We start from the raw sequence: 25,892 nt of genomic DNA on the forward strand, positions 1-25,892 counted from the left end.
ATAATAACTTTTATCTTTGCCGCAAAATTAGTGACAAATAATTAATATTTTACAAAATTATCAACTATTACTTTTAATTGATGAAAATAAATAACTTTTTAGAACTGAAAGACTTTCAAAAAATTATCATTGAGAATGAAAAAATAGAACTGGATGAATCACTTTTATCAAGAGTAGATAAGAGTTTTCAGTTTTTAAAGGAGTTTTCAAAAAATAAAGTAATATATGGTGTAAACACCGGTTTTGGGCCGATGGCTCAGTTTAAAATCAGTGATGAAGATACACACCAGCTTCAGTATAATCTTATAAGAAGCCATTCTTCAGGAATCGGGAACCCTTTGCCTGCAGATGAGGTGAAGGCATGTATGCTGGCAAGACTGAATACTTTGTCATTAGGGAATTCAGGAGTACACCAGTCTGTTATTTATCTTCTTCAGGAACTTATCAACAGGGATATTACTCCATTAATATTTGAACATGGAGGAGTAGGAGCGAGCGGTGACCTTGTTCAGCTGGCTCACCTTGCTTTAGTACTAATAGGAGAAGGAGAAGTATTTTATAAAGGAGAAAGAAAATCTACCAAAGAGGTTTTTGAAACAGAAGGATTAGAACCGATCAAAGTAGAGATCCGTGAAGGGCTTGCTTTGATGAACGGAACCTCTGTAATGTCAGGAATTGGTATTGTGAATGCCTATAAAGCGAATCAGCTTACAGATATTTCCCTTAGACTTTCTTGTGCGATCAATGAGATTGTGCAGGCTTATGATGATCATTTATCAGAAGCGCTGAACGGAACCAAAAAACATTACGGTCAGCAGAAAGTGGCAGAAAGAATGCGCGCTCATCTTGCAGACAGTAAACTGATCAGAAAAAGAGAAGAACATCTTTATACCCACTTTGAAGAACAGGAGAAAGTATTCAAGGAAAAAGTACAGGAATATTATTCTTTAAGATGTGTTCCACAGATTTTAGGTCCGGTATTGGATACGTTGGAATATACTGAGAAAGTGCTTGAAAATGAGATTAATTCAGCCAATGATAATCCAATTATCAATGTTGAAGACCAGCATGTTTATCACGGAGGAAACTTCCACGGAGATTATATCTCTCTGGAAATGGACAAGCTTAAGATTGTGGTAACCAAACTAACAATGCTTGCAGAAAGACAGTTGAACTATCTTTTAAATGCTAAAATCAATGAAATTTTGCCTCCTTTTGTAAATTTAGGTAAATTAGGTTTCAATTTCGGGATGCAGGGAGTACAGTTTACGGCAACCTCTACTACGGCAGAAAGCCAGATGCTGTCAAATTCTATGTATGTTCACAGTATTCCAAACAATAATGACAACCAGGATATCGTTAGCATGGGAACCAATGCAGCGGTGATCTGTAGAAAAGTGATTGAAAATGCGTTTGAAGTACTGGCTATTGAAGCCATTACGATCATTCAGGCTATTGAATATCTTGGATTTCAGGATAAAGTTTCATCCTCTACAAAAGAACTGTATGATGAAATCAGAAAAATAATTCCTGCTTTCTCAGATGATATGGTGATGTACCCTTATCTGGAAGAAGTGAAGAAATATCTGAAAGGAATGTAACTATTGGTTATCATGAATTGTCTTTTAAATAAAGATATTTCACATTAACTTAAAAAAACTAAAAACGATATAAACACTAACGCATGAAATGTGCAATTGTAACAGGAGGCTCCAGAGGAATCGGGAGAGCAATCTGTATAAAACTGGCTGAAGAGAAAAACTATCACATCCTTATCAACTACGCTTCAAACGAAACCGCAGCAAACGAAACATTGGCTAAAGTGGAAGAATTGGGCGCTACCGGAGAAATCCTTAAATTTGATGTAGGAAATACCGAAGAAACAAAGACTGTTTTAACAGACTGGCAGGAGAGAAATCCTGATGCAGTGGTAGAAGTGATCGTCAATAATGCCGGAATCACAAGAGACGGTCTTTTTATGTGGATGCAGAAAGAAGACTGGAACAGCGTGATCAATACAAGTCTGGATGGATTTTTCAATGTAACCAATTTCTTCATCCAAAAGCTGCTTCGTAACAAATACGGAAGAATCATCAATATGGTTTCGGTATCCGGAGTAAAAGGAACAGCTGGCCAGACGAATTACTCTGCTGCAAAAGGAGCTGTGGTAGGGGCTACAAAAGCTCTTGCTCAGGAAGTAGCCAAAAGAAACGTTACTGTAAATGCAGTAGCTCCGGGCTTTATCAAAACAGATATGACTCAGGAGTTCAATGAAGAGGAACTGAAAGCAATGATTCCTGCCAACAGATTTGGTGAAGCAGAAGAAGTGGCGGATCTGGTTGCATTTTTAGCATCTAAAAAATCTTCCTACATTACAGGAGAAGTGATTAATATTAACGGAGGAATTTATTCATAACATGGAAAATAGGGTTGTAATTACCGGAATGGGAATTTATTCCTGCATCGGGACATCTTTAGAAGAAGTCAGGGAATCCCTATATCAAGGAAAATCCGGTATTGTTTTAGATCCGGACAGAAAAGAATTTGGTTTCAGGTCAGGTCTTACAGGAGTTGTTCCAAAACCCGATCTGAAAAACCTCTTAAACAGACGTCAGCGTATCAGTATGGGAGAAGAAAGCGAATATGCTTATCTGGCAACCATGGATGCATTGAAGCAGGCGAATCTAGATGAAGAGTTCCTTGATTCTCATGAAGTGGGAATCTTATACGGAAATGACAGTGTTTCTCAGGCAGTTGTAGAATCTATTGACATTGCAAGGGAAAAAAAAGATACCACATTGATGGGATCGGGGGCGATCTTCAAATCAATGAACTCCACAGTGACAATGAATCTTTCTACCATCTTTAAACTGAAAGGAATCAATCTTACCATCAGTGCAGCATGCGCAAGCGGTTCACACTCATTGGGACTGGCTTATATGATGATCAAGAATGGCTTTCAGGAGATGATCATCTGTGGAGGAGCCCAGGAAACCAACAAATATTCCATGGCAAGCTTTGACGGATTAGGAGTTTTCTCAGCCAGAGAAGACGAACCCACAAAAGCATCCAGACCTTTCGATGCAGAAAGGGACGGGTTAATTCCAAGCGGAGGTGCTGCCAGTCTGATCGTTGAAAGCTTAGAATCTGCCCAAAGAAGAGGCGCTCCAATCATCGCAGAAATTATCGGATATGGTTTTTCTTCAAACGGAGGTCATATTTCAACACCCAATGTGGATGGCCCGGCTTTGGCAATGGACAGAGCGCTTAAACAGTCAGGATTAAAAGCTTCTGATATTGACTATATCAATGCCCATGCAACTTCTACCCCAATTGGGGATGCCAATGAGGCAAAAGCAATCTATGAGATTTTCGGAGGGGAAGTTCCGGTAAGTTCTACCAAATCTATGACCGGACATGAGTGCTGGATGGCAGGTGCAAGTGAAGTAATCTACTCAATTCTGATGATGCAGAATGATTTCGTTGCTCCTAATATTAATCTGGAAAATCCTGATAATGAGGCACAAAAGATAAATTTGGTCGCAAAAACAAAAAATCAAAAAATTGATGTATTTTTGTCGAATTCTTTTGGGTTTGGGGGAACCAATTCTGCACTAATAGTAAAAAAATTTGATTAAAAACATGGAAAGGGAAAAAATTGTTGCTATCGTTAATGATTTTCTGGTAAATGAATTCGAGGTAGACGGAGACGAAATCAGTAATGATGCCAACCTTAAAAATACACTGGGCTTAGACAGCCTGGATTATATCGACATGGTAGTCGTGATTGAATCTAATTTCGGGGTGAAATTAGGAGAAGCAGATTTCAAGAAAATGGTAACATTTGATGATTTCTATACAACGATTGAAAACAAGATTGCTGAAAAAAACGCGTAGTTATTGAGTAAATCTTTATTCTATAAAAAGTGCCAATGTAATAATATCACGGTGATCCAATAATGGACACTTAAAAAAGGTATTGTTACATTGGTTCTCTCTTATATTAAATTCTAAATATGAACAAGTGGAAAGGTAAATCTAAAGGAACAGTACTCGGATACAGAATATTCGTCTGGTGTATTAGAAATATCGGGATCAGAAGTTCATATGGTGTGCTTTATTTTGTAGCAGCCTACTATTCACTCTTTCAGAAAAAAAGCAACCAATACATTCTTTATTACTTTCAGAAAAGACTGAACTACGGGTACTGGAAATCCAAAGCCTCTATATTTAAAAGCTATTTTACCTTCGGAAAAGTTTTGATTGATAAAACCGCTATTTCTGCGGGACTTAGAGGCAAATACACTTACGAATTTGACGGCATTGAAAACCTCAGAGATCTTTTAGCCGCTAAAAAAGGCGGGGTCCTGATCAGCGCTCATATTGGTAATTTTGAAATAGCAGAGCATTTTTTTGCCGACATTGATTTTGACTGCCAGATCAACCTCGTAACGACAGATCAGGAAGTTACCGTGATTAAGGAATATTTGGAGAGTGTTGCCGTAAAAAAGAGTAATATCAAGTTCATTTATGTAAAAGAAGATATGTCGCATATCTTTGAAATCAACAAAGCTTTATCAGATAATGAGCTGATCTGCTTTACCGGAGACCGCTATTTTGAAGGATCCAAATATCTGGAAGCAGAGCTGCTGGGAAAAAGTGCAAAGTTTCCTGCTGGCCCGTTTTTGATTGCCTCAAGATTAGGAGTTCCGGTAGTATATGTGTACGTGATGAAGGAAAATAATCTCCATTACCACTTGTATGCAAGAGTTGCACAGAATATCAAAAATCGTGATTCACAGGGCCTTTTACAGTCATATGTTCAGAATCTTGAAACCATGGTGAAAAAATATCCTCTTCAGTGGTTTAATTATTTTGATTTTTGGGATGATATTGATTAATTTTTCTATTTTTATCCCTTAAAAACAAACGAAAAACTAAAAACCATTAAGATTTACTAAGAATTAAGATCATTAAATAGTATTTTCCAAATAAAATTTCTTTGTCTACTGTACCAAAGTAATCTTTAAATATCTTAAATTCCCTGTTTCTTAATTATTAAAGCACGTTCTCTTTTGAAGAAAGCATATGACATACTTGTAATCGGCAGCGGATTGGGAGGTCTTGTTTCGGCTCTTATTTTGGCGAAAGAAGGTCTGAAAGTGTGTGTTCTTGAGAAAAACAATCAATACGGAGGAAATCTGCAGACCTTTTCACGGGATAAACTGATTTTTGATACAGGTGTGCATTATCTCGGAGGGCTGTCCAAGGGGCAGAATCTGAACCAATTCTTTTCCTATCTGGAAATTATGAATGATCTTGAGCTTCAGCTGATGGATGAAGACGGATATGACAGGATCAGTTTTGGAGAGGATGAAATAGAATATCCACATGCACAGGGCTATGAGAATTTCGTTGAACAGCTTTCTAAATATTTCCCCGAGGAGAAAGAAAACCTTGAAAATTACTGCGAAGAGATTCAGTATGTCTGCAGCCAGTTTCCAAGATATCATGTCGTAGGAAAAGATAATTATAACGAAGAAATTCTGCATCTTAATACCAAAAGATTTGTAGAATCCGTTACTCAGAACAAAAGACTTCAGGCTGTTTTGCTGGGTTCCAATTTTTTATATGCCGGAGACTCTGAAGATGTGCCTTTCTATGTACATGCTTTAACGGTAAATTCTTATATTCAAAGTGCTTACAAATGTGTAAAAGGAGGAAGCCAGATTTCTAAACTTCTGATCAGAAAACTTAGAGAATATGGAGCGGAAGTTCACAAACATTCAGAAGTTTCGGACTTTGTTTTTAATGAAAATAATGTATTGGTATCCGTAAAAACGAAAGAAGGAAAAGAATATTCAGCAAAACAGTTTATTTCAAATATAGAGATTCGTTCCACCATTAAACTCATCGGAGAGGAAAGGCTTAAGAAATCCTTTCTGAACAGAGTGTTGAGCTGGAAGCCCGTTTCATCATGTTTTAGCATTTATCTGGTTTTAAGACCTCATAGTCTTCCGAATTTCAACTACAACCGATATCATTATTCATCAGAAGAACAGGTCTGGAATGCATTCCGTTACCGGAAAGAATCATGGCCGGAAACTTATATGCTTTCATCCACCCCTTCAAAACATCATCCTGAATTTGCAGAAAGCTTTACCGCAATTTCCTATATGGATTTTGATGAGGTTAGAGGATGGGAAAATACATTCAATACTGTAGCGGATGAGCATGAAAGAGGAGAGGCTTACGAAAGATTTAAACTTGAAAAAACAGAAAAGATGCTGGATGCCCTGGAAAAGAAAATTCCTAATCTAAGGCATGCCATCAAAACAATATATACTTCTTCTCCTTTGTCTTACAGAGACTATATCGGGAATTTTGAAGGAAATATGTACGGATACATGAAAAGCTCGGAGAATCCTCTTAAAACAATGGTTTCTCCCCGTACCAAAATCGACAATCTGTTTCTGACAGGACAATCTGTTAATATGCATGGGATTTTAGGAGTGACCATTGGAGCTTTTAATACCTGTGCGGAGATCTTAGGAAAGGAAACTATTGATATGCGGTTGACACAAATGATTAATAAAAACTAAAGTGAAAAAAACGAAAACCATTTATTCACCCTACAAAAGAATTCTTCTTTACCTTACTTTTTGTTTTTTCCTCACTTCCTGCGGAATATCAAAATCTATCCGTCATATTCCTGATGTAAAACAATATTCTTTAGAAGTTCCGAAAGTAACCCATATCAATGACAGTACTTTCAGCTATAACCAAAATTACCTTACGAAAAATAAACAGCAGCTCTGGGAACTTTATATCAAAGGAAACCCTCTGCAGCTGGGATATAATAATGGAGCATTGACTCAAAGCCTGATGCAGAAACAGGAAGGAATTTTCTTTTCAAAAGTTGAAGGATTTGTACCGTCAAAATTTAAGCAGAGACTGTTAAGAGGTTTTTTAAAATGGTACAACAGGAAAATGTATCTCAATGTAAGAGAAGACTATCAGGCAGAATTATATGGTTTATCACAATATTCATCTGATCAGTATGATTTTATTGCTCCGAAATATTTAAGAAACCTTTACCTGCATGGGGCTCATGATATTGGGCATGCAATGCAGGATCTCGCCATGGTAGGCTGTACTTCCCTTGCGGTATGGAATGAAAATACAGAAGATGGTGATCTGCTGATTGGAAGAAACTTCGATTTTTATGTAGGAGATGATTTTGCAAAAAATAAGCTGGTAGAATTTGTTCAGCCGGAAGACGGAATTCCATACATGTCGGTAAGCTGGCCGGGAATGATTGGTGTGGTATCCGGGATGAATAAGGAAGGAATAACGGTAACCATTAACGCTGGAAAATCAAAAATTCCTTTGACTGCAAAAACACCTATTTCCCTTGTCACAAGAGAAATACTGCAGTATGCTAGAAATATTGATGAAGCCATTGCCATTGCTAAAAAAAGGAAAGTTTTCGTGTCAGAATCTATCCTGGTGGGAAGTGCTTCAGATAAGAATGCTGTAATTATTGAAGTTTCACCTAAGAACTTCGGTGTGTACAGAGTGCAGAATACCAGTAAGGTTCTTTGCACTAATCATTTCCAGTCAGAGGCTTACAAAGATGACAAAAGAAATCAGAAGCAGATTGAAGAAAGTCATTCGGAATACCGATATGAGAAACTTCAGGAGCTTTTGCAGGAAGAAAAAAAGCTAACTCCGGAAAAAATGGCTTCTATTTTAAGGAACAGATCCGGTTTAAAGGATGAATCCATTGGTTATGGTAATGAAAAAGCACTTAACCAGCTTCTGGCACACCATGCCATTATATTTTCGCCTCAGAAAAAATTGGTTTGGGTATCTTCAAATCCTTATCAGCTGGGAGAATTTGTGTGCTATGATCTGAACAAAATTTTTTCGGACAAAGGATTACAGCCTAATGATTTTTCAAAATCAGAATTGAATATTGGCCATGATCCCTTCGCAGACTCTGAAGAGTTCCAAAACTATGAGCTGTCTAAAATGTATGGCAAAGAGATCAATGAAGCTGCTGATGATAAAAATACACTGTTGACTGATGGTGTTATCCCTTCCTATCAATCTATGAACCCGGATTTTTGGCTGGTCTACTATCAATCTGGAAAATATTATTTTAACAAGAAAGAATATTCAAAAGCAAAAGCTGAATTTGAAAAAGCTTTGACAAAAGAGATTACAACGGTTCCGGACAGAAAAAATGTAGAAAAATACCTGAAGAAAACCTTAAAGAAACTAAAATGATCCCTAAATATATAAAACTGCTGTTCTGCATTCCCTTTATCATCATCATTGGCTATTCGGTTTATTTGGGAACAGTATACAGTTCAATACCTGAAACAATAACCATTCACGGGTATGGAAATATGAAAGACAATTACGGAAGCAAAATTTTTCTTGTGATGCCGATACTCATGAATCTGGTCATTCTCCTGTTTATTTGGCTGATTATCAGAAGACCGGATAAAATAAAATTTACATTTGAGATCGACGAAAACGAAAGAGAAAAAACTTATCATATAACGCAGTTAGCTCTTGTAATTATTGCGATATTTGTTACCATAATGATGACTCCGTTATCATTTTCTGATATTGTTTATAAATAATTGGATATGAAAAAACTTTTAACCCTATTCCTTGCTGCATGGTCTCTGGTCTCATTTTCTCAGGACAGAAAAGAGATTGGAAATACTTTCATCAAAACTTTATTGGTGGATAAAAATATAGAAAAAGCACATTCTTATTTTGATCCTTCTATAGCAGGGCAGATTCCGGTAGACCAGCTTAAGACTATTACAGAACAACTTCAGGGACAGATCGGAAGTTTGAAAACTATTCTTGAAGTAAACAACGAAGGAAACATCTATTATTACTATTCTGAATTTGAAAAGACCAAGCTGGATGTTCAGCTTACCTTTGGAGAGAACAATAAAATGCTCGGCTTCTTTTTAGTACCCCATAAACCATTTGAAAAATGGGATGAAAAGACCACATTAAAAATAAAAAGTGATGCTGTAGAATTGAACGGGACACTATTAGTTCCTCCTTCCGATAATAAAAAGAAGTTAGTCATTTTTGTTCATGGCTCAGGAGCGCATGACAGAGACGAAACAGTTGGGGGAAATAAGCCATTTAAAGATATTGCAGAATACCTTTTAAACAACGGAATTGCTTCCTATCGCTATGATAAAAGAACATATTCCTATCCTGAAACATTCAATAATAAATCTACGGTAGAAGATGAAACGATCAATGATGCAGTAAATGTTGCCCAATATTTCAAAAACAATGCAGATTACAAAGGATACCAGATCATTATCCTGGGACACAGCCAGGGAGCTTATCTGATGCCTAAGATTGCAGAAAAAGCACAGGTTTCAAAATATGTTTTTATGGCTGGTAATGCCAGACCGTTACAGGATTTGTTGATAGAACAGTATGATTATCTTCATTCTATGGATCCGGCTAAAGTTCCTGCTGAAGCTGTTCAGGAGGTGAAAAAACAGGTTGCTTATTTAAATTCACCCCAATTCAGTTTAAGTTCGCCGACGTCAGAACTTCCTTTGGGACAATCTGCTGCGTATTGGAAATACTTAAAAGATTACAATCAGCTTAATGAAGTTAAAAAAATAAAAGCTCCCATGTTTTTTGCACAAGGTGGGAGAGATTATCAGGTTACGGAGAAAGATTTCAAACTTTGGAAAGAAGCATTGAAAAACGATAAAACGGCAGTGTTTACATTGTATCCAACGTTGAATCACCTATTCACAGCGGGTTCCGGAAAACCATCTCCAAAAGAGTATGAAGCAAAAGGAAAAGTTGATGAACAGTTTTTGAAAGATCTTACCCTGTTTATTCTGAAATAATGTATTCAGCGTAAAATATAAAATAATACTTCATTGTGATAAGCCTGGAACTTTTTCCGGGCTTTCTTAATTGTTGTCCGGGTTTACTTTATTCAAAAATAAAAAAGAAGCTACTCCTGAAAGAGCTGAAAGAGTAGTACTTAAGATAAAACTGCCGATGATATATTGCAGCAGATTATTTTTAATCAGTTCAAAGTTTAAATCCTGACTTAAAATATCGCTGTCTCCATTTACAAATGGCGCTCCCAGAAACAGAGATGCGGCAATAATAAAAGGAATAAAAGGAGGAAGGCTCACATTGGATGCTACAAACGCAAGTACTTTATTGAGTTTAAAAAGTACAGACAAACTGATGACCAGAAGTGTCTGAAATCCCCAGAAAGGTGATAGCCCTATAAAAACTCCCAACGCAATAGAAAAGGCTTTTGTACGGTTGCTTCCGTCACTTTCTAAAACATCTTCCTGAATGAATCTTTTAAAGCTTTTTTTTTTGAAATTATTCACGAAATTTCTCGGAATAATATAAAGCAGTGTGATTGTGACCAGAATAGTATTCAGAATACTTATTCTCGTAAAATCTTTAAAAGGCCTGAAATGGGAAACCCGTTCTGCCGGATCATACAAAACCTTGATCGGAACATTCTTTACCGGAACATGTCTCCATGCGGTTCTTACAATAATTTCGATCTCAAATTCAAACTTGGGCGTGAAATATTTCTTTGGAATTTTATGTAAAGGATAAAGTCTGTAACCGGATTGTGTATCTTCCAGTTTAATCCCTGTTTCAAACCAAAACCAAAAATTGGAAAAACGGTTTCCGAAACTGCTTTTCTTGGGAATACCATCCTGAGACATATTTCTGTTTCCGATCAGAAGAACCTCTTCTTTTTCCTGAAGAAGGGCCTCTACAAACACAGGAATATCATCCGGGTAATGCTGTCCGTCTGAATCAATGGTGATGGCATGATCATACCCTGATTTCTTTGCCGCTCTGAAACCTGTTTTAAGGGCATTCCCCTTTCCTTTGTTCTCCGGTAAAGAGATAACAGTTATCTGAGGATATTGAGCAAGAATCTGAGGGGTAGAATCCGTGGAACCATCATTGACCACAATAATACTTCCGGTGTAATTGAGAACACCGTCAATAACCCTATTCAGAGTCTTTTCATTATTGTAGGTAGGTATTAAAACGCATATCTTCTTTTCAGAAATTGCATTTTGTACTTCAGCAAGGGACATTTTTTTATTTTAAAGTGGCTCTTTCCGCCTCTGTCATGGTTTTAGACTGCACTGCAAACCTTTTGATATAGCCTTTTAATGCTGCATTTTGTTTGCTGTAATTATTCAGAAGGAATGCTTTATCATCCTTCAGGCTTCCGCGGTATCCAACAATTTTAGGAATGTTTTCCTGAACACTCATTCTGATCAGACGAAGTTCTGCATTGTTAGGATTACTTTTGATAACAGCTTCAAGACTTGTAGCGCCAGTTTTTACCAGTGACTTTCTGTTGCTTTTGGCAATTTTTGCTTCCATAATCTTCGCTGCTGCTTTATATCCTACAGTCACTGCATCAGAACCGGATTGTTTTTCAGCCGTTTCAATGAAGCTGGCAGTATTGGTATTGGATTCGTTGGCTTTAGCATAGCTGTTTCTCAGCGTTTCAAGATCAGACTGAAAGAAAAAAACGAATGCTGTTATGAATGAAAAGATAAGATTCATGATGATAATTTTTTATAGCTTACAGACAATTTTAATGCAATAGTCTCGCCAAAAGAAGTGATGTTTTTTACTTTAACATCTTCTTCATTTTCATTAATATCCAGTTGAAGTACCAGATCAGGAGTCTCAAATGGGTTGATAATTGCCATGAATTTTACATTGGATGCTGTTTTCAGAAACAATTTTGAGCCTGTAAACTCCTCTGTCAGTTCTTTAATAATCTGCATCATACAAACACCGGGAGTCACCGGATTTCCAGGGAAATGGCCTTTGAAAATATCGTGATCTTTATTAAGATGGATATGAGCTGTAAACTTTCCGTCTTCTGCCTTATCGTATGATGTTAAAGTATAAAAGTCTGTAAGAATGGTTTGCATGATCTTATTTTTTAAGATTAAATGTGTAATACATTCCCGCTTGGAATGTTACGTTGGTATTGTCATTATTAATATGTACAAAACCTTTTTTAATTCTGGCTTCAACCCCTATATTTTTTGTAATATCATAACCGGCACCGAATAATAACCCCAAATCTCCATCAATAGGAGATTCTATGTTTTTATGATCTGTGAGAAGTTCCAAAGTAGGGCCAAAATGAATATTAAACTTCTCAAAATAGAATTTATTCACTACAGCTCCTCCCACATAAGAAAGAGTGGCTGTTTTAGAAGAAACAGCAGGGTTTTGACTTTCCAGTCTTGCTCCCTGGCGTGTATAATAAATTTCCGGTTGAAGAGCGTAGAATTTTGCAAATCGGATGTTTGCCTGGAAACCTATGTAAAAATCTACCTTTGATTTGATATCATAAGCATTGGCTCCATAGTGATATCCCTGATTATCATTGTAATAATAAGATTCGTATGCAGGTCCGTCAGAAATATGTGAAATATTCGCACCCACTCTGATTCCCGGATTGAAAGTCACCTGGGCAAAAGATAAACCAGTGAAAAGTGCAAAAAGTAAGAAATATATTTTTTTCATGTGGAATTTATTCCGTTTCGGTTATTTGAAATAGTTTTATGTTGATCTTAAAGTCTTTGTGTTGCAGGTTTAAGCTGTCCGCGAAGATAGGTTTTTTTGCATCAAAAGTAAAATTGATTTTTTCCTTACTATTTTTCGTGTAAATGATCTGTTTCAATAAACCGTTTTCCTTGTTGAAGAATAGATAATAGCTTTTATTCTCAATTTTTGAAAGATAGATTTTAGCATTGTCATTCTCAAAACTTTCACTCACCGGATATTTTCTTTTAAGAAGCTGTTGAAAGTCATTCTTCAGGAAATTGATAACTATTTTTTTATCCAGATCAGGAAGTACATAGTTCAATTTGAAATCATTCTCAGAAACTTCAAAATCAATCAGTTTGTTCCCAAAATCTGACGTTAAAGCAACACGGTGAGTTGTTTCATTCAGTTTTTTGATAATCAGAATCCCGCTTACATGATTATTGTAAATGTCCATTTGACATTTGTATACATAATCTTCACCGGAAGAGAAATATAAATTCTCAACCATTTTTTCCGAAGAGGAAACAGGTTTTACATCTGTCAGTTGATACGTTTTACAGGAAACAGCCAGGATCAGAATCAGGCTATAAAGTAAACTCTGACGCAGGAATTGAAGCATTGATCTTGGTATTTTTGAAAACAATATTTGTAGTATCTCCGGAAGCTTCAGTCATATTAACCTGAGAAACCGTCGACTGGTTCTTCGGGAAATACAATTCAATCTGCTTGATGTATTTCAACAGCTGTGAAGTTTTAGGAATAAACTTCGCTACATTGTAATTTCCATTCTTAAAATATGTTACTGTAAATTCAGGATCATTGAACATTGTTCCGTTTGAACTTCCTACAATCAGTTTATTGATTTTTTCAAATGTTTTGCTTTTGGCATCTACAGACGATTTTTTCCCCTGATCATTGATGAAGATCTTATTGCTTTTAAAAACAATACTGTACTGATAGGGTTTTGTGTACTTCCAGCTCAGCATATTTGGGGTTTGCAGTGACATTCTTCCGTAGGTAACAATGCTTTTATCCAGAAAATCCATTTTTTTGGTCTGGGTAAAATCACTTTGTAAAGTTTTGATCTCTTTGGTCTCCGAAGAAACCTTCGATACAAATGCCTTAGCTTCAGCTCCTGACATGGCCGTGTTTTGTGCAAAAAAGAAACCGGAAACCAGTAAGAATGCTCCGAAAGCAATATTTTTAATCATTTCTATTTGAATTTATAATTGTATCAACTGTAAACGTTGAATATTTTTTATCCTCCAAAAATACTAATAAATCTGCCAGCACACGAAAGGTCTTTTCCGAAGTGTCGTGAAGGAGGATAATGCTTCCTTTTTTCAAGCCTTTGGTCACTCTGCTGTAGATTTTCTTTTCATCATCAATGATGGTATCTAAAGACCGGACATTCCATCCGATACTTTTTTTATTTGTTCTTTTGATTGCTTTTGCAATATTGGGATTCGTCACTCCAAAAGGTGGTCTGTAGAGATTGGTTTTTATATTTCCAACATTTCCGATGACTGCATCACATTTTTCAATCTCTTCAATCATTTTTGGAGTAGATAAAAATCCTGTGGAATTGAAATGTGATAACGTATGATTTCCGATAGTATGACCTTCTGCAATGATTCTCTGAAATGTTTCAGGATATTTTTCGATCTGTTTTCCGATACAGAAAAAGGTGGCTTTTACCTGATGTTCTTTAAGCAGGTCTAAAAACTTTGGCGTAAATTCAGTAGGCCCGTCATCAAAAGTAAGGGCAACTTCTTTGAGCTTTGTGCGTTTATGAGTAATACTGTTGACAAAATATCCCAGTTCAATGTCAAAAGAACCCCAGACTACGACTGCAGAAAAAGCAAAAAAACAAAACACATACACCCAAAAACTTCCGTGGAACGCAAAAATAAAAACGTTACAGAAAAGATAGAAAAGGATGAATGGATAGTGTTTCATTGCTGACTACTTTTTATATTGTTGATTAATTGGAAATCCCTGTTGTACTTTGTCACTCCCTAGGAGTCTAAACTAATCTAGATTCCACGCTCCACTTCGTTTCGCTCTGAATGACAAATAGACCGCATAATTTTCAATTTCAACAATTATGCCTTTTCCAGTAATACCAAACTGTGATCATCACCTCCCAGATGATTGTAAAGAAGTACATTCTTCACACTTTCTTTTTTCTCTGCATTGATCATCATAACTTCCGGGATCTGCTGTTCCTTAAGGATATGACAGGCTATAAACGTTGAAAAACCACTGGCTGTATTAAATTCTCCGCTCAAATGTTTGTAATAAAGCAAAGAAGAGTCCGGAAACAGGTTCATTGCTTGGGTATAGTAAACATCAGAATCTGCATCTCCGCTGAATCCTAAGATCACAACATCAATATCATGAGCTGAAAGATTGTTTTGAGCTAAGAAATTCTGAATATAATCCTGAACTTCATTCAATTCTACTTTGTTACTGATATTAATGTTTTTAAGCTTTGCGTAAGAATTTTCGTTCTTATTCTTTCCTATAACAAAGAAGCTGGCACCTTCACCCCAAACGACTCCATTGGTTGTGGAGTTTAAGTAGTCAACAGGAAGATTCGTTTCTTTTTTTATAGTATTATTTAAGCAGTAAAGCTCCATTGTTCTGTCCGTCTGTTCATCTGTAGAGCCTACAAGAACATTTTCCGCTTCTCCGTCATTAATCTGAAGCTGAGCATCCAATAATGAAAACTCCAGTGAGGAAGAAGTATTTACATAGGTGAAGTTGTAAGCATGGCATTGCAATCCCAGAGCAATCTGTCCTGCTACCGTATTGTGAGTAGACTGAATAAAAAAGGTAGGAGTAAGGAACTCTTCATGATTATCAATCACATTTTTCAGGAACTTTTCAGAATCTTGTGAGCAGCCCATTCCGGTTCCCACGATAATGGCATCCGGCTGTTCAATGCCGGCTTCCTTCAATGCGTAATTTGAGGCTACAGAACTCATTTTTACTGTTTTAGACATTCTTCTGATCATCGCAGGAGGAATAAACTCTTTATAATTGGGTTCTATCGCTTTAATGATGTTTGAAGAATTCTTGGGAGTAAGATTCTGTAGAATATTGTCGTTTAAAGTGTCCTGAACTGAGATACAGGATGCACTGTTGATGTATACTGAACTCATGATTTTGAAAGAATTAAGGTTGAACAGTTCCCTCCAAACCCAAATGAATTGGAAAGTACATGATTGATGTTTTTCTCTTTCAATTCGGTAACAGGGGTAAGGTCAAATTCTTCCATTTTTGTTTTGAAATTCAGGTTCGGGAAGATAACGCTGTTTTGCATGGCTAAAATTGAAAAAACAGCTTCAATTCCTGCTGCCGCTGCCAGCGTATGTCCTGTAAATGCTTTTGTAGAGCTGAATTCTGGAACATGGTTTTCACCAAAGATTCTGATCATGGCAATTCCTTCTGACAAATCATTATTAGGAGTAGCAGTTCCGTGAACGTTGATGTAGTCTATATTTTCTTTAGCTAATCCAGAGATTTTCAAAGCCTGCTGCATTGCTAAAAAAGCTCCCTGCCCGTTTTCGGAAGAAGCAGTCTGATGATGTGCGTCATTAGCATTTCCATATCCGGAAAGATAAGCCAGGACTTTTTTATTTTCTTTTTTGACCATTTCTTCAGATTCAAGGACTAAGAAAGCGGCTGCTTCTCCAAGATTCAGCCCTTTTCGGTTGTTGTCAAAAGGTGTATTGTAAGAATCAGTAAGAATCATCAGGGTATTGAATCCGTTCAATGTAAATTTTGAAAGAGAGTCTGTACCCCCAACAATGACACGGTCCAAAACTCCGTTTTTGATCAGTTTAGCGCCCATCATAATAGCATTGGCCGCTGATGAACAGGCAGTACTGATGGTAGAAACCATGCCTTTTAATCCTAAATAATCAGCAATTGCCAATGAAGAATTTCCGGCATCATGAGCATCAATATATTTTTGCTTTTCAGGAACGTCTTCGTAAGAGTAGAAATATTTTTCGGTAATATCCATTCCTCCTACACTGGTAGAAGAAATCAGCCCGGTTCTGTAACCGTTGATATCTGAAATTCCTGCACTTTCTACAGCTTCTTTTGCTGCCATCATTCCCAATAAAGAGGTTCTTGTTACATTGTTGTTTTCATCAAGCTGAAGTTTCTGTACAAGTTCTTCATTGGATAATTTTATTTCACCTGTTTTAATGATTCCCGCATGTCGGGTTTCAAACATTTCAATGTCTGAAATTCCGTGTTTTCCGGATTGCAATGAAATAAAATTTTCCTCCACATTGTTTCCGATGGAGGAAATGATGCCCATTCCTGTTATGGCAATTTTTTGACTCATTAATCAGAGTTTTTAATCTAACAATGTAACAATATATCAGCTGATGAACTATTGGTACATTGTTACACTGCTGGATTATTATATTTATTTTGTTCTGTTGTCTTCGATGAATTTTGCCATTGTCTCGATAGACTGGAAGATTTCCTTTCCTTTTTTAGGATCAGCTAATTTTATTCCGTAGTCTTTATCAAGAAGAACGATCAGTTCTAGAGCATCGATAGAATCAAGTCCTAATCCTCCTCCGAATAACGGATCTGTATCTTTGATTTCTTCTACAGACACGTCTTCAAGATTAAGAACTTCAATAATTTTGTGTTTCAATTCTGTTTTTAAGTTTTCCATAATTAAGTTGTTTATCAGTGTTTCAGTATATCATAAAGATCATTACATCATTACACTGTTATATTGTTACATTTCTATAAGGTTAGCAAATATACAAAAGCTTTATAATTTTCCTGATACAATTCTACCCAGCCGCACAATACTTTGTCGGCCTTCCCGGATAGTAGGATTTGTTCAGAATAATCATTTAAAAATTCTTCGTCAAATTCGTCCAAAACAAAAAAAGCATTTTCCGTCTGCATTTTGTGTTTGATACTGATTTCGCCTACACAGATATTCGGTAAAGTATAGACAAAAACTGCGGGACTTGGATAGAAGTTATCCTGATCGTTGATACTTTCCTGATATTTGAAATCCGTATCCAGACTGGATGATCTGTTGGCAAAAACGATGGCCGTTCTGCTGTGATCCTCGTCTTTCAAAATAGTTTCAGCGGAAAGAAAAGCCAGTTTACTCAAGGAATCCATCTTGTGAAACTTAGGATAGCTAAGATCTAAACTTTTATAAGCTTCTTTAGCAAATTCCTGAAAGGTTTCACTTTGACTTTCAAAAACCAAATTTCCGTCAACGGTTATTTTTGAATGCTCTATGGTACAGGTGTTTGTTTTCTTCATTACTTTCAATTTAACATTTTTCCAGCACAATAGCCGCATTACAACCTCCAAAACCAGAAGCGGTCTTCAGAATATATTTTACATCCGCAGATTGATTTTCTCTGATGATATTCAAAGGCTGGGTTACTCCCATTTCTTCAAAGTTTTTCGATGGAAGTAAGGTGCTGTGAAGAGCGCTTTCCATAGAGATAATACTTTCAAGAAGTCCTGATGCACCCAGACAATGTCCGTAATAGCCTTTCATACTGTTGAGAGGAGTATTTTGAAGTTCCATTCTGTTGAAAGCAATGGCTTCCATTTCGTCATTGTATAACGTTGCCGTTCCGTGGGCAGAAATAAAATCAATCTGTTCTGAATAAACCTTCGCTTCTGTCATTGCATTTCTGATACTGGCATACAAACCGTCACCTGTTCTTGAAGGTCCGGAGATGTGGTTGGCATCATTGACTGCTGAGTCTCCTAAAACTTTAAACCTGAACTTTTCGTTTTGTGAGATTCCCCCGTCAGAATGACTACTAGTTACATAGACCGCTGCAGCAGCCTCTCCGATATTAATTCCGTCTCTGTTTTTATCATAAGGCTTACAAGGCCCAGATCCTATAGCCTGAAATGAATTGAATCCCGAAATAACAAATTCAGAAAGCTCATCACCAGCAATCACGAAAGCATCTTTATACTTTCCTGCCTGAATCATATTCTTAGCCACAGAAATAGCCATTACCCCTGAAACACAGGCATTGGAAACAATAATAGGCTTTGTTTTGAATCCAAAGAAATCTACAATTTTCTGTGCTAATTTTGATAAATAAACACCTTCCGGTAATTCAGACTGGTTTTTTAACAGGCTGATATTTCCCTTTGTTGTTGAAAGGATAAAAGCTGTATCTTCCGATATGGTATGTCTTTCAACAAGGGGCTGAAGACTTAAAAAAAGCATCTTCTCCAATCTTGTGAAACTATCATTTTCGTTCTGAGCAAAGAATTTCTTGAATTCATTATCCAGCTTTTCAGAATCAATCATGGAAGCATAAAAAGCATCCTGATTGTCTATGATTTTATGTAAAGCAACTCCTGATTTGCCTTCAACAAGAGCTTTCCAGTTAGCATCTACATTGAAGCCTAAAGGAGTTATACAATTATAGTCTGTGATGTAAATTTCTTTCCTCATGATAATCCCATTTTATCTTTCCAGTTTTGAAAAAACTCCGGGTTGTACAGGCATAAGCTTCCGTTACTGTCCAGAAATACCTGAATTGTCTCTCCACTGCAAACTAATTGATCTTCCTTGTTGAAGATTTCATATCTGTATATCAGCTTGGCGGATATCGAATTTACATACGTTGTTACAATTCTGAAGGTTTCTCCATATTTTAAAGGAAGAAAATGTTCACAGGTACTTTTTACAATGGGTGTCACATATCCTGCATTTTGAATATCAAGATAAGTCAGGCCATGTTCGCGGCCAAAAGCCTCTCTTCCGTCTTCAAAATACACAATGTAGTGCCCATGCCAGACAATTCCCAACGGATCTGTCTCATTGAATCGTACTCTTACTTCTTCAGTACAGGATAATATATTCTCTTTAGACTGCATTTTGTTTTCTTTCGTAAAAAATGGAAACCGCTACGGTGGCAATGTAAAATAATAATAAGAACAGCAATTCTTTCGCTATTCCTCCAATTCCACTGTTTCTTAAAATAATATCATAATAGGCATTCAGTCCCCAGTTCATTGGAGAGAATTTCGCTACGGTCTGCATAAATTCCGGCATTAAAAATACAGGAACCCAGATTCCTCCGATAGCAGCCAAAACCACTACGGAAGTTGCACCAAATGGGGCAGATTGTTCCTGCGTATCGGCAATCGTTCCCAGTAAAACACCAAATCCAATAGCTGCTAATCCTGCAAACAGAGTTACCGTGATAAGCTGGAACATTTTTCCGGATACATCAAAAGCCGGAAGATCCATATAAGGGAAAAGATAAATTCCCACTGCAACCATCAGTAAAAACTGAATGATACAAATGATAAGATAGGTAAATGTTTTTCCTAGAATATGGACAAAATAAGGAGTAGGGCTTATTCTCGCTCTTACACTTGTTCCCTGACTTTTTTCTTTAACCAGATTGATGGATAAAGGAACTACAATAAAGAAGATTGCAAAAAGAGTCCAGGCGGGAACATTATGCTGAACAGAATTCGGCATTACATCCATTGCTCCTTTCTTGGGTGTGATTTCTTTAAAGCTGATCAGGTTTTTATTTTCATCAAGATTTTCTGTTGTTCCCAGCTGATCCTGAAATGCTTTGTAAATCTTTTTATTTTCAATCTCAAAAACCATTTTGTTGACAGAATTCATCACGGAATTTTTGAATCCGGCATTGGTAGCAGGGTCAAAGTACAAATGAATTTCTTTGGCTTTTGGGGCAGCTGTTTTTACTTTTGCCGAATCTCCTTCCAGTCCGAATGAACTTACAATGGTCTGAACTTTAGAATCAATATTGGAATTTAAATCTTTCGTTAAATTATCGGGAATGACAATCGCCATTTGATAATCTCCGGAAAAAACAGCATCCTGAGCAGACTTTTCATTGAAATTTGTCAATAGCTGGAATGTTTTGCTGCTTTCCAGCTCTGCTTTTATATTTTTTGAAACCTCAGATTTATCGTTATCAATAAAAATGATTGGAATCTTTGATCCTTCAAGGTTTTTAAAGGTAGAATCCTGGATAAGGGTAATGGTAACAATCAAAAGTAGCGGCATCACAAAGATGATGACAATACCTCCGATATCTCTTTTCAGCAGAAGAATTTCCTTAATAAAGCTTCTCCACAATTTATACAACAACATCTCTTAGTTCTTTTCCGGTTAATGAAATGAAAACATCTTCAAGGTTTTCGGCGCTTGCTACTCTGTTCACCAATTCTTCAGGTGTTCCTACTGCATGAATTTTTCCATGATCGATAATGGCAATTTTTGTACAGAATTCTTCTGCTTCAGAAAGGTGATGGGAAGTATAAATAATGCAGGTTCCCTGTTTATTTAAATCTAAAAGATAGTCAATGATTGCTTTTTTAGACTGAACATCAACTCCTACCGTTGGTTCATCTAAGAATAAAACCTTAGGATTGTGAAGAGTTCCGGCGATGAGGTTGCATCTGCGTTTCATTCCTCCTGAAAATTGTCCTACCTGTTTGTTGGCAAATTTTGAAAGTCCCATGATTTCCAGAGATTCATCAATAGCTTTGGTAAGCTGTTTATGTTTCAACCCGTATAAACTTCCGAAAAACATCAGGTTTTCTTTAGCTGTAAGAGTGGGGTATAATGCGTATTCCTGAGGTACAATTCCGATAATCTGTCTTATTTTGAATCCATCTGAATGTGGAGATAATCCATTGATTGTAAATTGTCCTGAAGTAGGTTTTATCAGTCCCGAAAGCATAGAAATCAAAGTCGTTTTTCCAGCTCCGTTGGGTCCGAGAATTCCGTAAATTTCATTTTTGCTGATATTCAAAGAGATATCATTTACAGAAAAATCATCAGAATTTTTGTACTTCTTATATAAGTTTTTGATTTCGATCATATTGTCTGCCATATCAGATCGCTTTTCTCAGTTTTTTATAGAAAGCTTCTTCCAGATCTGCAATATGCAGCATCGTTTTTGAAAGTTCATTGTAGATATTACTTTTTGAGTTTCTGTTTTTGTAAACTCTTGCAATATCTACGGCAAAATCTCTCCAAAGGTCACCAATAGAGGTGATTTCTTTTGATAATTCTTTCAGCTCGTCATTTTTAAGGATAACAGATGCTTCCTGAAGAAACGCACCGTAGATAAATCTGAATCCTCCGCCTCCGGTTCCAATTTCTTCCTGCATTCTGATCAGTTGTCCCAAATAATGATTGGTCACTTTTGTTCCCTTTTTTTCGGCCCATTTCGGGATGCTTTTGGCTACCCATCTCATGGCTTTTACTCCGATAAGCGGTACCGGCGCCAGCATATTTTTACAGGTATCCTTAATTCCTTTTTTTATGGCTTCTTCAAGGTTTACATTTTCCGGAACATAAATAGGATAATACATATGTCCTTTTGGAGGAAGTGCCCCTTTTGCATATCTTACTTTTTCCAGCTCAGCTTCGGAAAGGGATGTTGTATAATCCATTACCGGGTCACTAATCAGGAATTTACCATCTTCTTTTCCGTAGACCACAAGATTGTGGGCATTAAAGTGGAATTTATACTCTTCAGGGAAATAAGTAAGATTAAAAACACCCACCTGAAGTCCTGTAGGGATATTTTGTTCCAGATTTCTTTCAAGAGCTTTTTGAGCATCTTTAGGATTTGAGAATTTTTCTCTTTTGATTTTAATTCCTAATCTTTTGGCTGCTTTACTGAAAATAGCACCCGGCATCGGACGATAGCTGAAGCCCGGAGCAAAATTCACCTTTAAAAAAGGAAGATAGACAAAAAACAATCCGGAACCGATCCCGAAGATCATAGGTTCACTTAGTTTAAGGCCTTTATTAAGCAGTAGATTAGAAGCAACACCGTTTTCGCAATGCGCAGTCTGATGGTGTTCAAAGTTTAATTTCATTTGCTGATTGTATCTTTTCATGGGTCAAATGGAATCCGGCACTTTATATATGCCTCATTTCATTTATTTCCCGTTGAAGTTTTTTAATTCATCCACTGAAATCCCGAATGCTTCGGCATATTTTTTCAGTACAGTTTCGCTTAGTGTGTTAAATACTTTGGGCTTAAAATGTCTTTTTACCCTCCATTGCCACATTCCTACATAAGAAGCAAGGACGCCCAGATCCATTTTATTCAGTTCCATAAAATAAACAATAGGGCTTACTTTATGATTGGCAACATTTTGTTTTGCTTCCTCAATTCTTTCATAAATAAGCTCCATCGACTCATCCAAAGCCGCTTTCTTGGCATCCCAGCCCGTGCTGTTGGCTGTCGTGTAATTGTCATTCTCATCCGTTACATACAGAACTTCAGTCATGTTGGCGGATTTCAGGTTACTTTCGTCTTGAGGCAGGTCTTGTTTTTTCATCTAAATAATGTCAATTTTTTTAGATTCCAGATGAAATAGGGTTCACCTGTTTTGATTCTTATAATCAGGTGGCTAAAATAGTGAAAATACATTATATGTAAATCATATTAAATATGAGAGGGCTATTGCTTTGAAACAGAGGCCATATCAAAATATTTTACAAATCCTGATGATCAAATATAATGATGTTAATCACGGATATTTATAAAATTTTGTTAATTATTGAGAATAGATTTGTTATTTGATTGTTTTATCTATATTTGTTTGTGTTAAACAACAAAAACTAATAATTTAAAACAAATTTAAACCATGAGAAACTTAAAGTTACTTACAAAAAATCAATTGAAAAAAGTACAAGGAGGTATAACTGTTTATATTTCATGCGCTAATGGGACTAATGGTCAAATCCGTAATGTAGATATCAATACTGATATTGCTGGCCCTGCTGAGCAGATTTGCGGTGGAAATGACTATGAAGTTGTTATCTAAAATAATTATAAAAAATTTTTATAAAAGTCATGCTGTTTAGATTCTAAACAGCATGACTTTTTTATAGGAGTCTGATAGGTAAACCATTGTTTATATATAATTTTGCCTAATATGAAGTGTTTCACGGATTTATAAAATGTTTCACGTGAAATAATTCATCTTGTGATGAGGTTTTTTTGTTTGTATTATATTGATTATCAGTTGTATTTAGGTGGGTTTGATTGGAGTGAAAATAAATAAAATATGAATATTTTTATTGCAAGACAGTTGTAATCAATTCAATAAGGCTTTAACCCTAAATAGTTTAAAATAAAAAAGCTGTACATTGTGTACAGCTTTTTATTATATGTTGAATTGATATTTAGGATTTTACTTCCTGAATAAACAGGTTGATTTCCGCTCTGATCAATAATTCATCATTATTAAAGGTTTCACAGAAGATGTGGCAGATGTTCTCAAACTGTGAAATAAGTGAAGCCTTGGAAATGATTTTATCATTCACTTTTGGAAGAGCAAAAATCTCAATTTTTTTGATATTGGTAATAAACCCAATGACTTTTGTATCTGCTTCAGGATTTTCAAAGAAGCTTTGCCCAAGAATAGATGAGCAGGTCTGTGCCAGATTTTCAATTAATCCGGCTTCCGCAAACTCATTGTTGTGAACAAATATATTATCTTCTTTTATTTCAAAGGAAGTCACTACTTTTTCTTTGGTCAGTTCCAGAATATAGTCTGCCATAAGCATCGGTTCACGATGCGGTAAAAAGTTGTGTATATTGATGATATTTTCTTCCTTTATTTCCATTTCCAGTTTATTTTACAGCGGTTTTCATTTGAGATTTTGCAATCACTTCACCGTTCAGTCTGGTAACAATATCTACCAGAGTAACTCCCATTACTTCATTGAGGATCGTTACTTCAGATTTCAGATGGTCTCCTGTTTTAGGCAGTATTTCCGCTTCAAAAGATTTAATGGCCCCGATATATCCGGTAGGAGCATCTTTTCCCAGCAGATAATATTTATATCCGGTATGCAGTGCTACACTCTGTGCCTGATGTTCAATTAGTCCGGAAGCCTGAAAAAAATCGTCCTGAATGAAAAGATTGTCTTCTTTTATTTCAAAACCGGATAAGAGATGGTTTTCAGAATATTCTGACAGCTCATGCACCATCACAAAAGGAAACCTTTGCGGAATAAGGCTTTCTACAAAATCTTTATCGGAGGTAGGCAGTCTGTTTTCCATTAGCAAACTGTTAATAAAGCACAAGAGTAAGCGAATCTACCACTTTCAGGAACACAAAGAAGTACTTTTTCCCCTTTTTTCAATGTTCCGGAGTTCATGAGTTCTTCAAGGGCAATAAATATAGATCCAGCTCCAATGTTTCCAACCTCAGAAAGGTTATAGAACCATTTTTCTGCAGGGAAATCCATTCCTTTTTTAGCAAATTCCTCTTTCAGTCCATCTTTGAAATAACCTGAAGAAATATGAGCCAATACATGGTCAATTTTTTCCGGATCCAAATTATGCTTATCAAAAGAAGATCTCAAACTTTCAGCTCCTTTTACAAGGATATATTTATCAAGAATTTTAGTATCCTGTTTGATGGCAAAAATAGATTGCTTCAACCATTCATCAGAAGGGTAATCAGCCCATGATTTCAGGCTTCCGTCTTCCAGCTTGTCACATCCTGCATACATACAAGCTTCAATTTCATGCGCGTAAGAATAGAAATCAATGAATTCTACTTTTAAAGAAATACCGGTTTCTCTTGGTTTGTTTTGCAACAGAAAAGCACCTGCTCCGTCAGAAAGCATCCATCTCAGGAATTCTCTTTTGAAAGCAATGATAGGTCTTTCTTCCAGTAATTTTAAATTTTCAGCCTCGTGGTTGAATTTATCAGCAGTCATCCATGCAGACATTCTTTCGGAGCCTGCACATACAGCACTTTCCTGTACACCGGCTTTTACAGAAAGGAATCCATAGTTCAGGGCATTCATCCCTGAGTTGCAAAGACCTGTTGAGGTATTAATCTCGATAGATTTTCCGATGTTCAGTTCACCATGAACCATAGAGGCGTGAGATGGCTGAATCTGGTCTGGTGAAGTAGTTCCTACGGATAATAATTTCATATCTTCCTTTTTGAAATTTTCGTCAAAAAGTCCTTCAATTGCTTTTGCAGTAAGCTGCGCATTAGAGTGTGTAGGATTTCCTTCTTTGTCTAAAGCGTAGTATCTTGTCGTGATTTTATTATTTCTTAGGATAAGTGATTTTGCTTTAGATGGCGCATCATTGATAAGCCCAAGATAAGTCTCCATTTCATCATTCGCTACCGGCTCATTGGGTAAGTATTTTGATGCTTTTGTTATAAATACGTCGTACATT

The 25,892-nt window shown here is 36.4% G+C and carries 30 protein-coding genes; 10 read left to right on the forward strand and 20 right to left on the reverse strand.

The window, feature by feature from the left end:
- The first annotated feature begins 80 nt into the window (after positions 1-80).
- The 9 genes from FW780_RS20720 (at position 81) to FW780_RS20760 (ending at position 9,914) form a co-directional block, all read left to right on the forward strand.
- Positions 81-1,601, forward strand: a complete 1,521-nt coding sequence (locus tag FW780_RS20720) for an HAL/PAL/TAL family ammonia-lyase (RefSeq protein WP_174774483.1) — start codon at positions 81-83, stop codon at positions 1,599-1,601.
- 83 nt (positions 1,602-1,684) lie between these two features.
- A complete protein-coding gene (fabG, locus tag FW780_RS20725) occupies positions 1,685-2,416 on the forward strand; it encodes a 3-oxoacyl-ACP reductase FabG (RefSeq protein WP_149835502.1) in 732 nt (243 codons plus the stop codon).
- 1 nt (position 2,417) lies between these two features.
- Positions 2,418-3,638, forward strand: coding sequence for a beta-ketoacyl-[acyl-carrier-protein] synthase family protein (locus FW780_RS20730; protein WP_149835503.1), 1,221 nt, complete (start codon positions 2,418-2,420; stop codon positions 3,636-3,638).
- A gap of 4 nt (positions 3,639-3,642) precedes the next feature.
- Positions 3,643-3,897: an acyl carrier protein gene (locus FW780_RS20735; RefSeq protein ID WP_047377388.1), complete on the forward strand. Its 255-nt coding sequence runs from the start codon at positions 3,643-3,645 to the stop codon at positions 3,895-3,897.
- Positions 3,898-4,016: 119 nt separating this feature from the next.
- Positions 4,017-4,901: an LpxL/LpxP family acyltransferase gene (locus FW780_RS20740; protein ID WP_149835504.1), complete on the forward strand. Its 885-nt coding sequence runs from the start codon at positions 4,017-4,019 to the stop codon at positions 4,899-4,901.
- A gap of 174 nt (positions 4,902-5,075) precedes the next feature.
- Positions 5,076-6,602 carry a phytoene desaturase family protein gene (locus FW780_RS20745; RefSeq protein ID WP_149835505.1) on the forward strand — a complete coding sequence of 509 codons (1,527 nt, stop codon included), beginning with the start codon at positions 5,076-5,078 and terminating at the stop codon, positions 6,600-6,602.
- A 1-nt stretch (position 6,603) separates the two neighbouring features.
- Positions 6,604-8,292, forward strand: coding sequence for a C45 family autoproteolytic acyltransferase/hydolase (locus tag FW780_RS20750; protein ID WP_407643683.1), 1,689 nt, complete (start codon positions 6,604-6,606; stop codon positions 8,290-8,292).
- Positions 8,289-8,654: a hypothetical protein gene (locus tag FW780_RS20755; protein WP_149835506.1), complete on the forward strand. Its 366-nt coding sequence runs from the start codon at positions 8,289-8,291 to the stop codon at positions 8,652-8,654. Before FW780_RS20750 ends, FW780_RS20755 begins: the two co-directional genes overlap by 4 nt.
- Before the next feature lie 6 nt (positions 8,655-8,660).
- Entirely contained in the window at positions 8,661-9,914 is a 1,254-nt protein-coding gene (locus FW780_RS20760; protein WP_241676958.1) for an alpha/beta hydrolase, read from the forward strand.
- A 66-nt stretch (positions 9,915-9,980) separates the two neighbouring features.
- On the opposite strand, the gene FW780_RS20765 is transcribed toward FW780_RS20760, so the two are convergent.
- The 17 genes from FW780_RS20765 to FW780_RS20845 form a co-directional block, all read right to left on the reverse strand.
- Positions 9,981-11,153 (reverse strand): DUF2062 domain-containing protein, encoded by a 1,173-nt coding sequence (locus FW780_RS20765; protein WP_149835508.1) that lies wholly within the window; start codon positions 11,151-11,153, stop codon positions 9,981-9,983.
- A gap of 4 nt (positions 11,154-11,157) precedes the next feature.
- Complete coding sequence (locus FW780_RS20770) at positions 11,158-11,634, reverse strand: hypothetical protein (RefSeq protein ID WP_149835509.1); 477 nt, start codon at positions 11,632-11,634, stop codon at positions 11,158-11,160.
- Positions 11,631-12,011, reverse strand: coding sequence for a 3-hydroxyacyl-ACP dehydratase (locus tag FW780_RS20775; RefSeq protein WP_149835510.1), 381 nt, complete (start codon positions 12,009-12,011; stop codon positions 11,631-11,633). The genes FW780_RS20770 and FW780_RS20775 overlap by 4 nt, the downstream gene beginning before the upstream one ends.
- 4 nt (positions 12,012-12,015) lie before the next feature.
- A complete protein-coding gene (locus FW780_RS20780; protein WP_149835511.1) occupies positions 12,016-12,615 on the reverse strand; it encodes an outer membrane beta-barrel protein in 600 nt (199 codons plus the stop codon).
- 7 nt (positions 12,616-12,622) lie between these two features.
- Positions 12,623-13,258: a hypothetical protein gene (locus FW780_RS20785; protein WP_149835512.1), complete on the reverse strand. Its 636-nt coding sequence runs from the start codon at positions 13,256-13,258 to the stop codon at positions 12,623-12,625.
- A complete protein-coding gene (locus FW780_RS20790; protein WP_149835513.1) occupies positions 13,224-13,850 on the reverse strand; it encodes a LolA family protein in 627 nt (208 codons plus the stop codon). Before FW780_RS20790 ends, FW780_RS20785 begins: the two co-directional genes overlap by 35 nt.
- Complete coding sequence (locus FW780_RS20795) at positions 13,843-14,598, reverse strand: polysaccharide deacetylase family protein (RefSeq protein ID WP_149835514.1); 756 nt, start codon at positions 14,596-14,598, stop codon at positions 13,843-13,845. Before FW780_RS20795 ends, FW780_RS20790 begins: the two co-directional genes overlap by 8 nt.
- A 146-nt stretch (positions 14,599-14,744) precedes the next feature.
- Entirely contained in the window at positions 14,745-15,806 is a 1,062-nt protein-coding gene (locus FW780_RS20800) for a beta-ketoacyl synthase N-terminal-like domain-containing protein (RefSeq protein ID WP_149835515.1), read from the reverse strand.
- On the reverse strand, positions 15,803-17,002 hold the full coding sequence (locus FW780_RS20805) for a beta-ketoacyl-[acyl-carrier-protein] synthase family protein (protein ID WP_149835516.1): 1,200 nt from the start codon (positions 17,000-17,002) through the stop codon (positions 15,803-15,805). The genes FW780_RS20800 and FW780_RS20805 overlap by 4 nt, the downstream gene beginning before the upstream one ends.
- Before the next feature lie 84 nt (positions 17,003-17,086).
- Positions 17,087-17,344 carry a phosphopantetheine-binding protein gene (locus tag FW780_RS20810; RefSeq protein ID WP_149835517.1) on the reverse strand — a complete coding sequence of 86 codons (258 nt, stop codon included), beginning with the start codon at positions 17,342-17,344 and terminating at the stop codon, positions 17,087-17,089.
- A gap of 74 nt (positions 17,345-17,418) precedes the next feature.
- Positions 17,419-17,958, reverse strand: a complete 540-nt coding sequence (locus tag FW780_RS20815; RefSeq protein ID WP_149835518.1) for a 3-oxoacyl-ACP synthase — start codon at positions 17,956-17,958, stop codon at positions 17,419-17,421.
- A gap of 10 nt (positions 17,959-17,968) precedes the next feature.
- Complete coding sequence (locus FW780_RS20820) at positions 17,969-19,126, reverse strand: beta-ketoacyl synthase N-terminal-like domain-containing protein (protein WP_149835519.1); 1,158 nt, start codon at positions 19,124-19,126, stop codon at positions 17,969-17,971.
- The gene (locus FW780_RS20825; RefSeq protein ID WP_149835520.1) at positions 19,123-19,551 is read right to left on the reverse strand and encodes an acyl-CoA thioesterase; all 429 of its coding nucleotides are present in this window, start codon (positions 19,549-19,551) and stop codon (positions 19,123-19,125) included. The genes FW780_RS20820 and FW780_RS20825 overlap by 4 nt, the downstream gene beginning before the upstream one ends.
- Positions 19,541-20,809 carry an ABC transporter permease gene (locus FW780_RS20830; RefSeq protein ID WP_149835521.1) on the reverse strand — a complete coding sequence of 423 codons (1,269 nt, stop codon included), beginning with the start codon at positions 20,807-20,809 and terminating at the stop codon, positions 19,541-19,543. Before FW780_RS20830 ends, FW780_RS20825 begins: the two co-directional genes overlap by 11 nt.
- Entirely contained in the window at positions 20,796-21,554 is a 759-nt protein-coding gene (locus tag FW780_RS20835; protein WP_149835522.1) for an ABC transporter ATP-binding protein, read from the reverse strand. Before FW780_RS20835 ends, FW780_RS20830 begins: the two co-directional genes overlap by 14 nt.
- Position 21,555: 1 nt before the next feature.
- Complete coding sequence (locus FW780_RS20840) at positions 21,556-22,551, reverse strand: BtrH N-terminal domain-containing protein (RefSeq protein ID WP_149835523.1); 996 nt, start codon at positions 22,549-22,551, stop codon at positions 21,556-21,558.
- Positions 22,552-22,614: 63 nt separating this feature from the next.
- Positions 22,615-23,019, reverse strand: coding sequence for a hypothetical protein (locus FW780_RS20845; RefSeq protein ID WP_149835524.1), 405 nt, complete (start codon positions 23,017-23,019; stop codon positions 22,615-22,617).
- A gap of 309 nt (positions 23,020-23,328) precedes the next feature.
- Here FW780_RS20845 and FW780_RS20850 point away from each other — a divergent pair, with 309 nt between their 5' ends.
- Positions 23,329-23,508, forward strand: a complete 180-nt coding sequence (locus FW780_RS20850; RefSeq protein WP_149835525.1) for a hypothetical protein — start codon at positions 23,329-23,331, stop codon at positions 23,506-23,508.
- 361 nt (positions 23,509-23,869) lie between these two features.
- Here FW780_RS20850 and FW780_RS20855 read toward each other — a convergent pair whose 3' ends face one another.
- Genes FW780_RS20855 through FW780_RS20865 form a run of 3 tightly spaced genes read right to left on the reverse strand, consistent with a single transcriptional unit; the run spans position 23,870 to position 25,891 of the window.
- The gene (locus tag FW780_RS20855; protein ID WP_079243425.1) at positions 23,870-24,313 is read right to left on the reverse strand and encodes an ABC transporter permease; all 444 of its coding nucleotides are present in this window, start codon (positions 24,311-24,313) and stop codon (positions 23,870-23,872) included.
- A gap of 7 nt (positions 24,314-24,320) precedes the next feature.
- Positions 24,321-24,752 carry a hypothetical protein gene (locus FW780_RS20860; RefSeq protein WP_149835526.1) on the reverse strand — a complete coding sequence of 144 codons (432 nt, stop codon included), beginning with the start codon at positions 24,750-24,752 and terminating at the stop codon, positions 24,321-24,323.
- Positions 24,752-25,891 (reverse strand): beta-ketoacyl-ACP synthase III, encoded by a 1,140-nt coding sequence (locus FW780_RS20865; protein WP_149389053.1) that lies wholly within the window; start codon positions 25,889-25,891, stop codon positions 24,752-24,754. The genes FW780_RS20860 and FW780_RS20865 overlap by 1 nt, the downstream gene beginning before the upstream one ends.
- Between the last annotated feature and the right edge of the window lies 1 nt (position 25,892).

The sequence above is a fragment of the Chryseobacterium sediminis genome (genome assembly GCF_008386505.1).
GTDB classification, from domain to species: Bacteria; Bacteroidota; Bacteroidia; order Flavobacteriales; family Weeksellaceae; genus Chryseobacterium; species Chryseobacterium sediminis.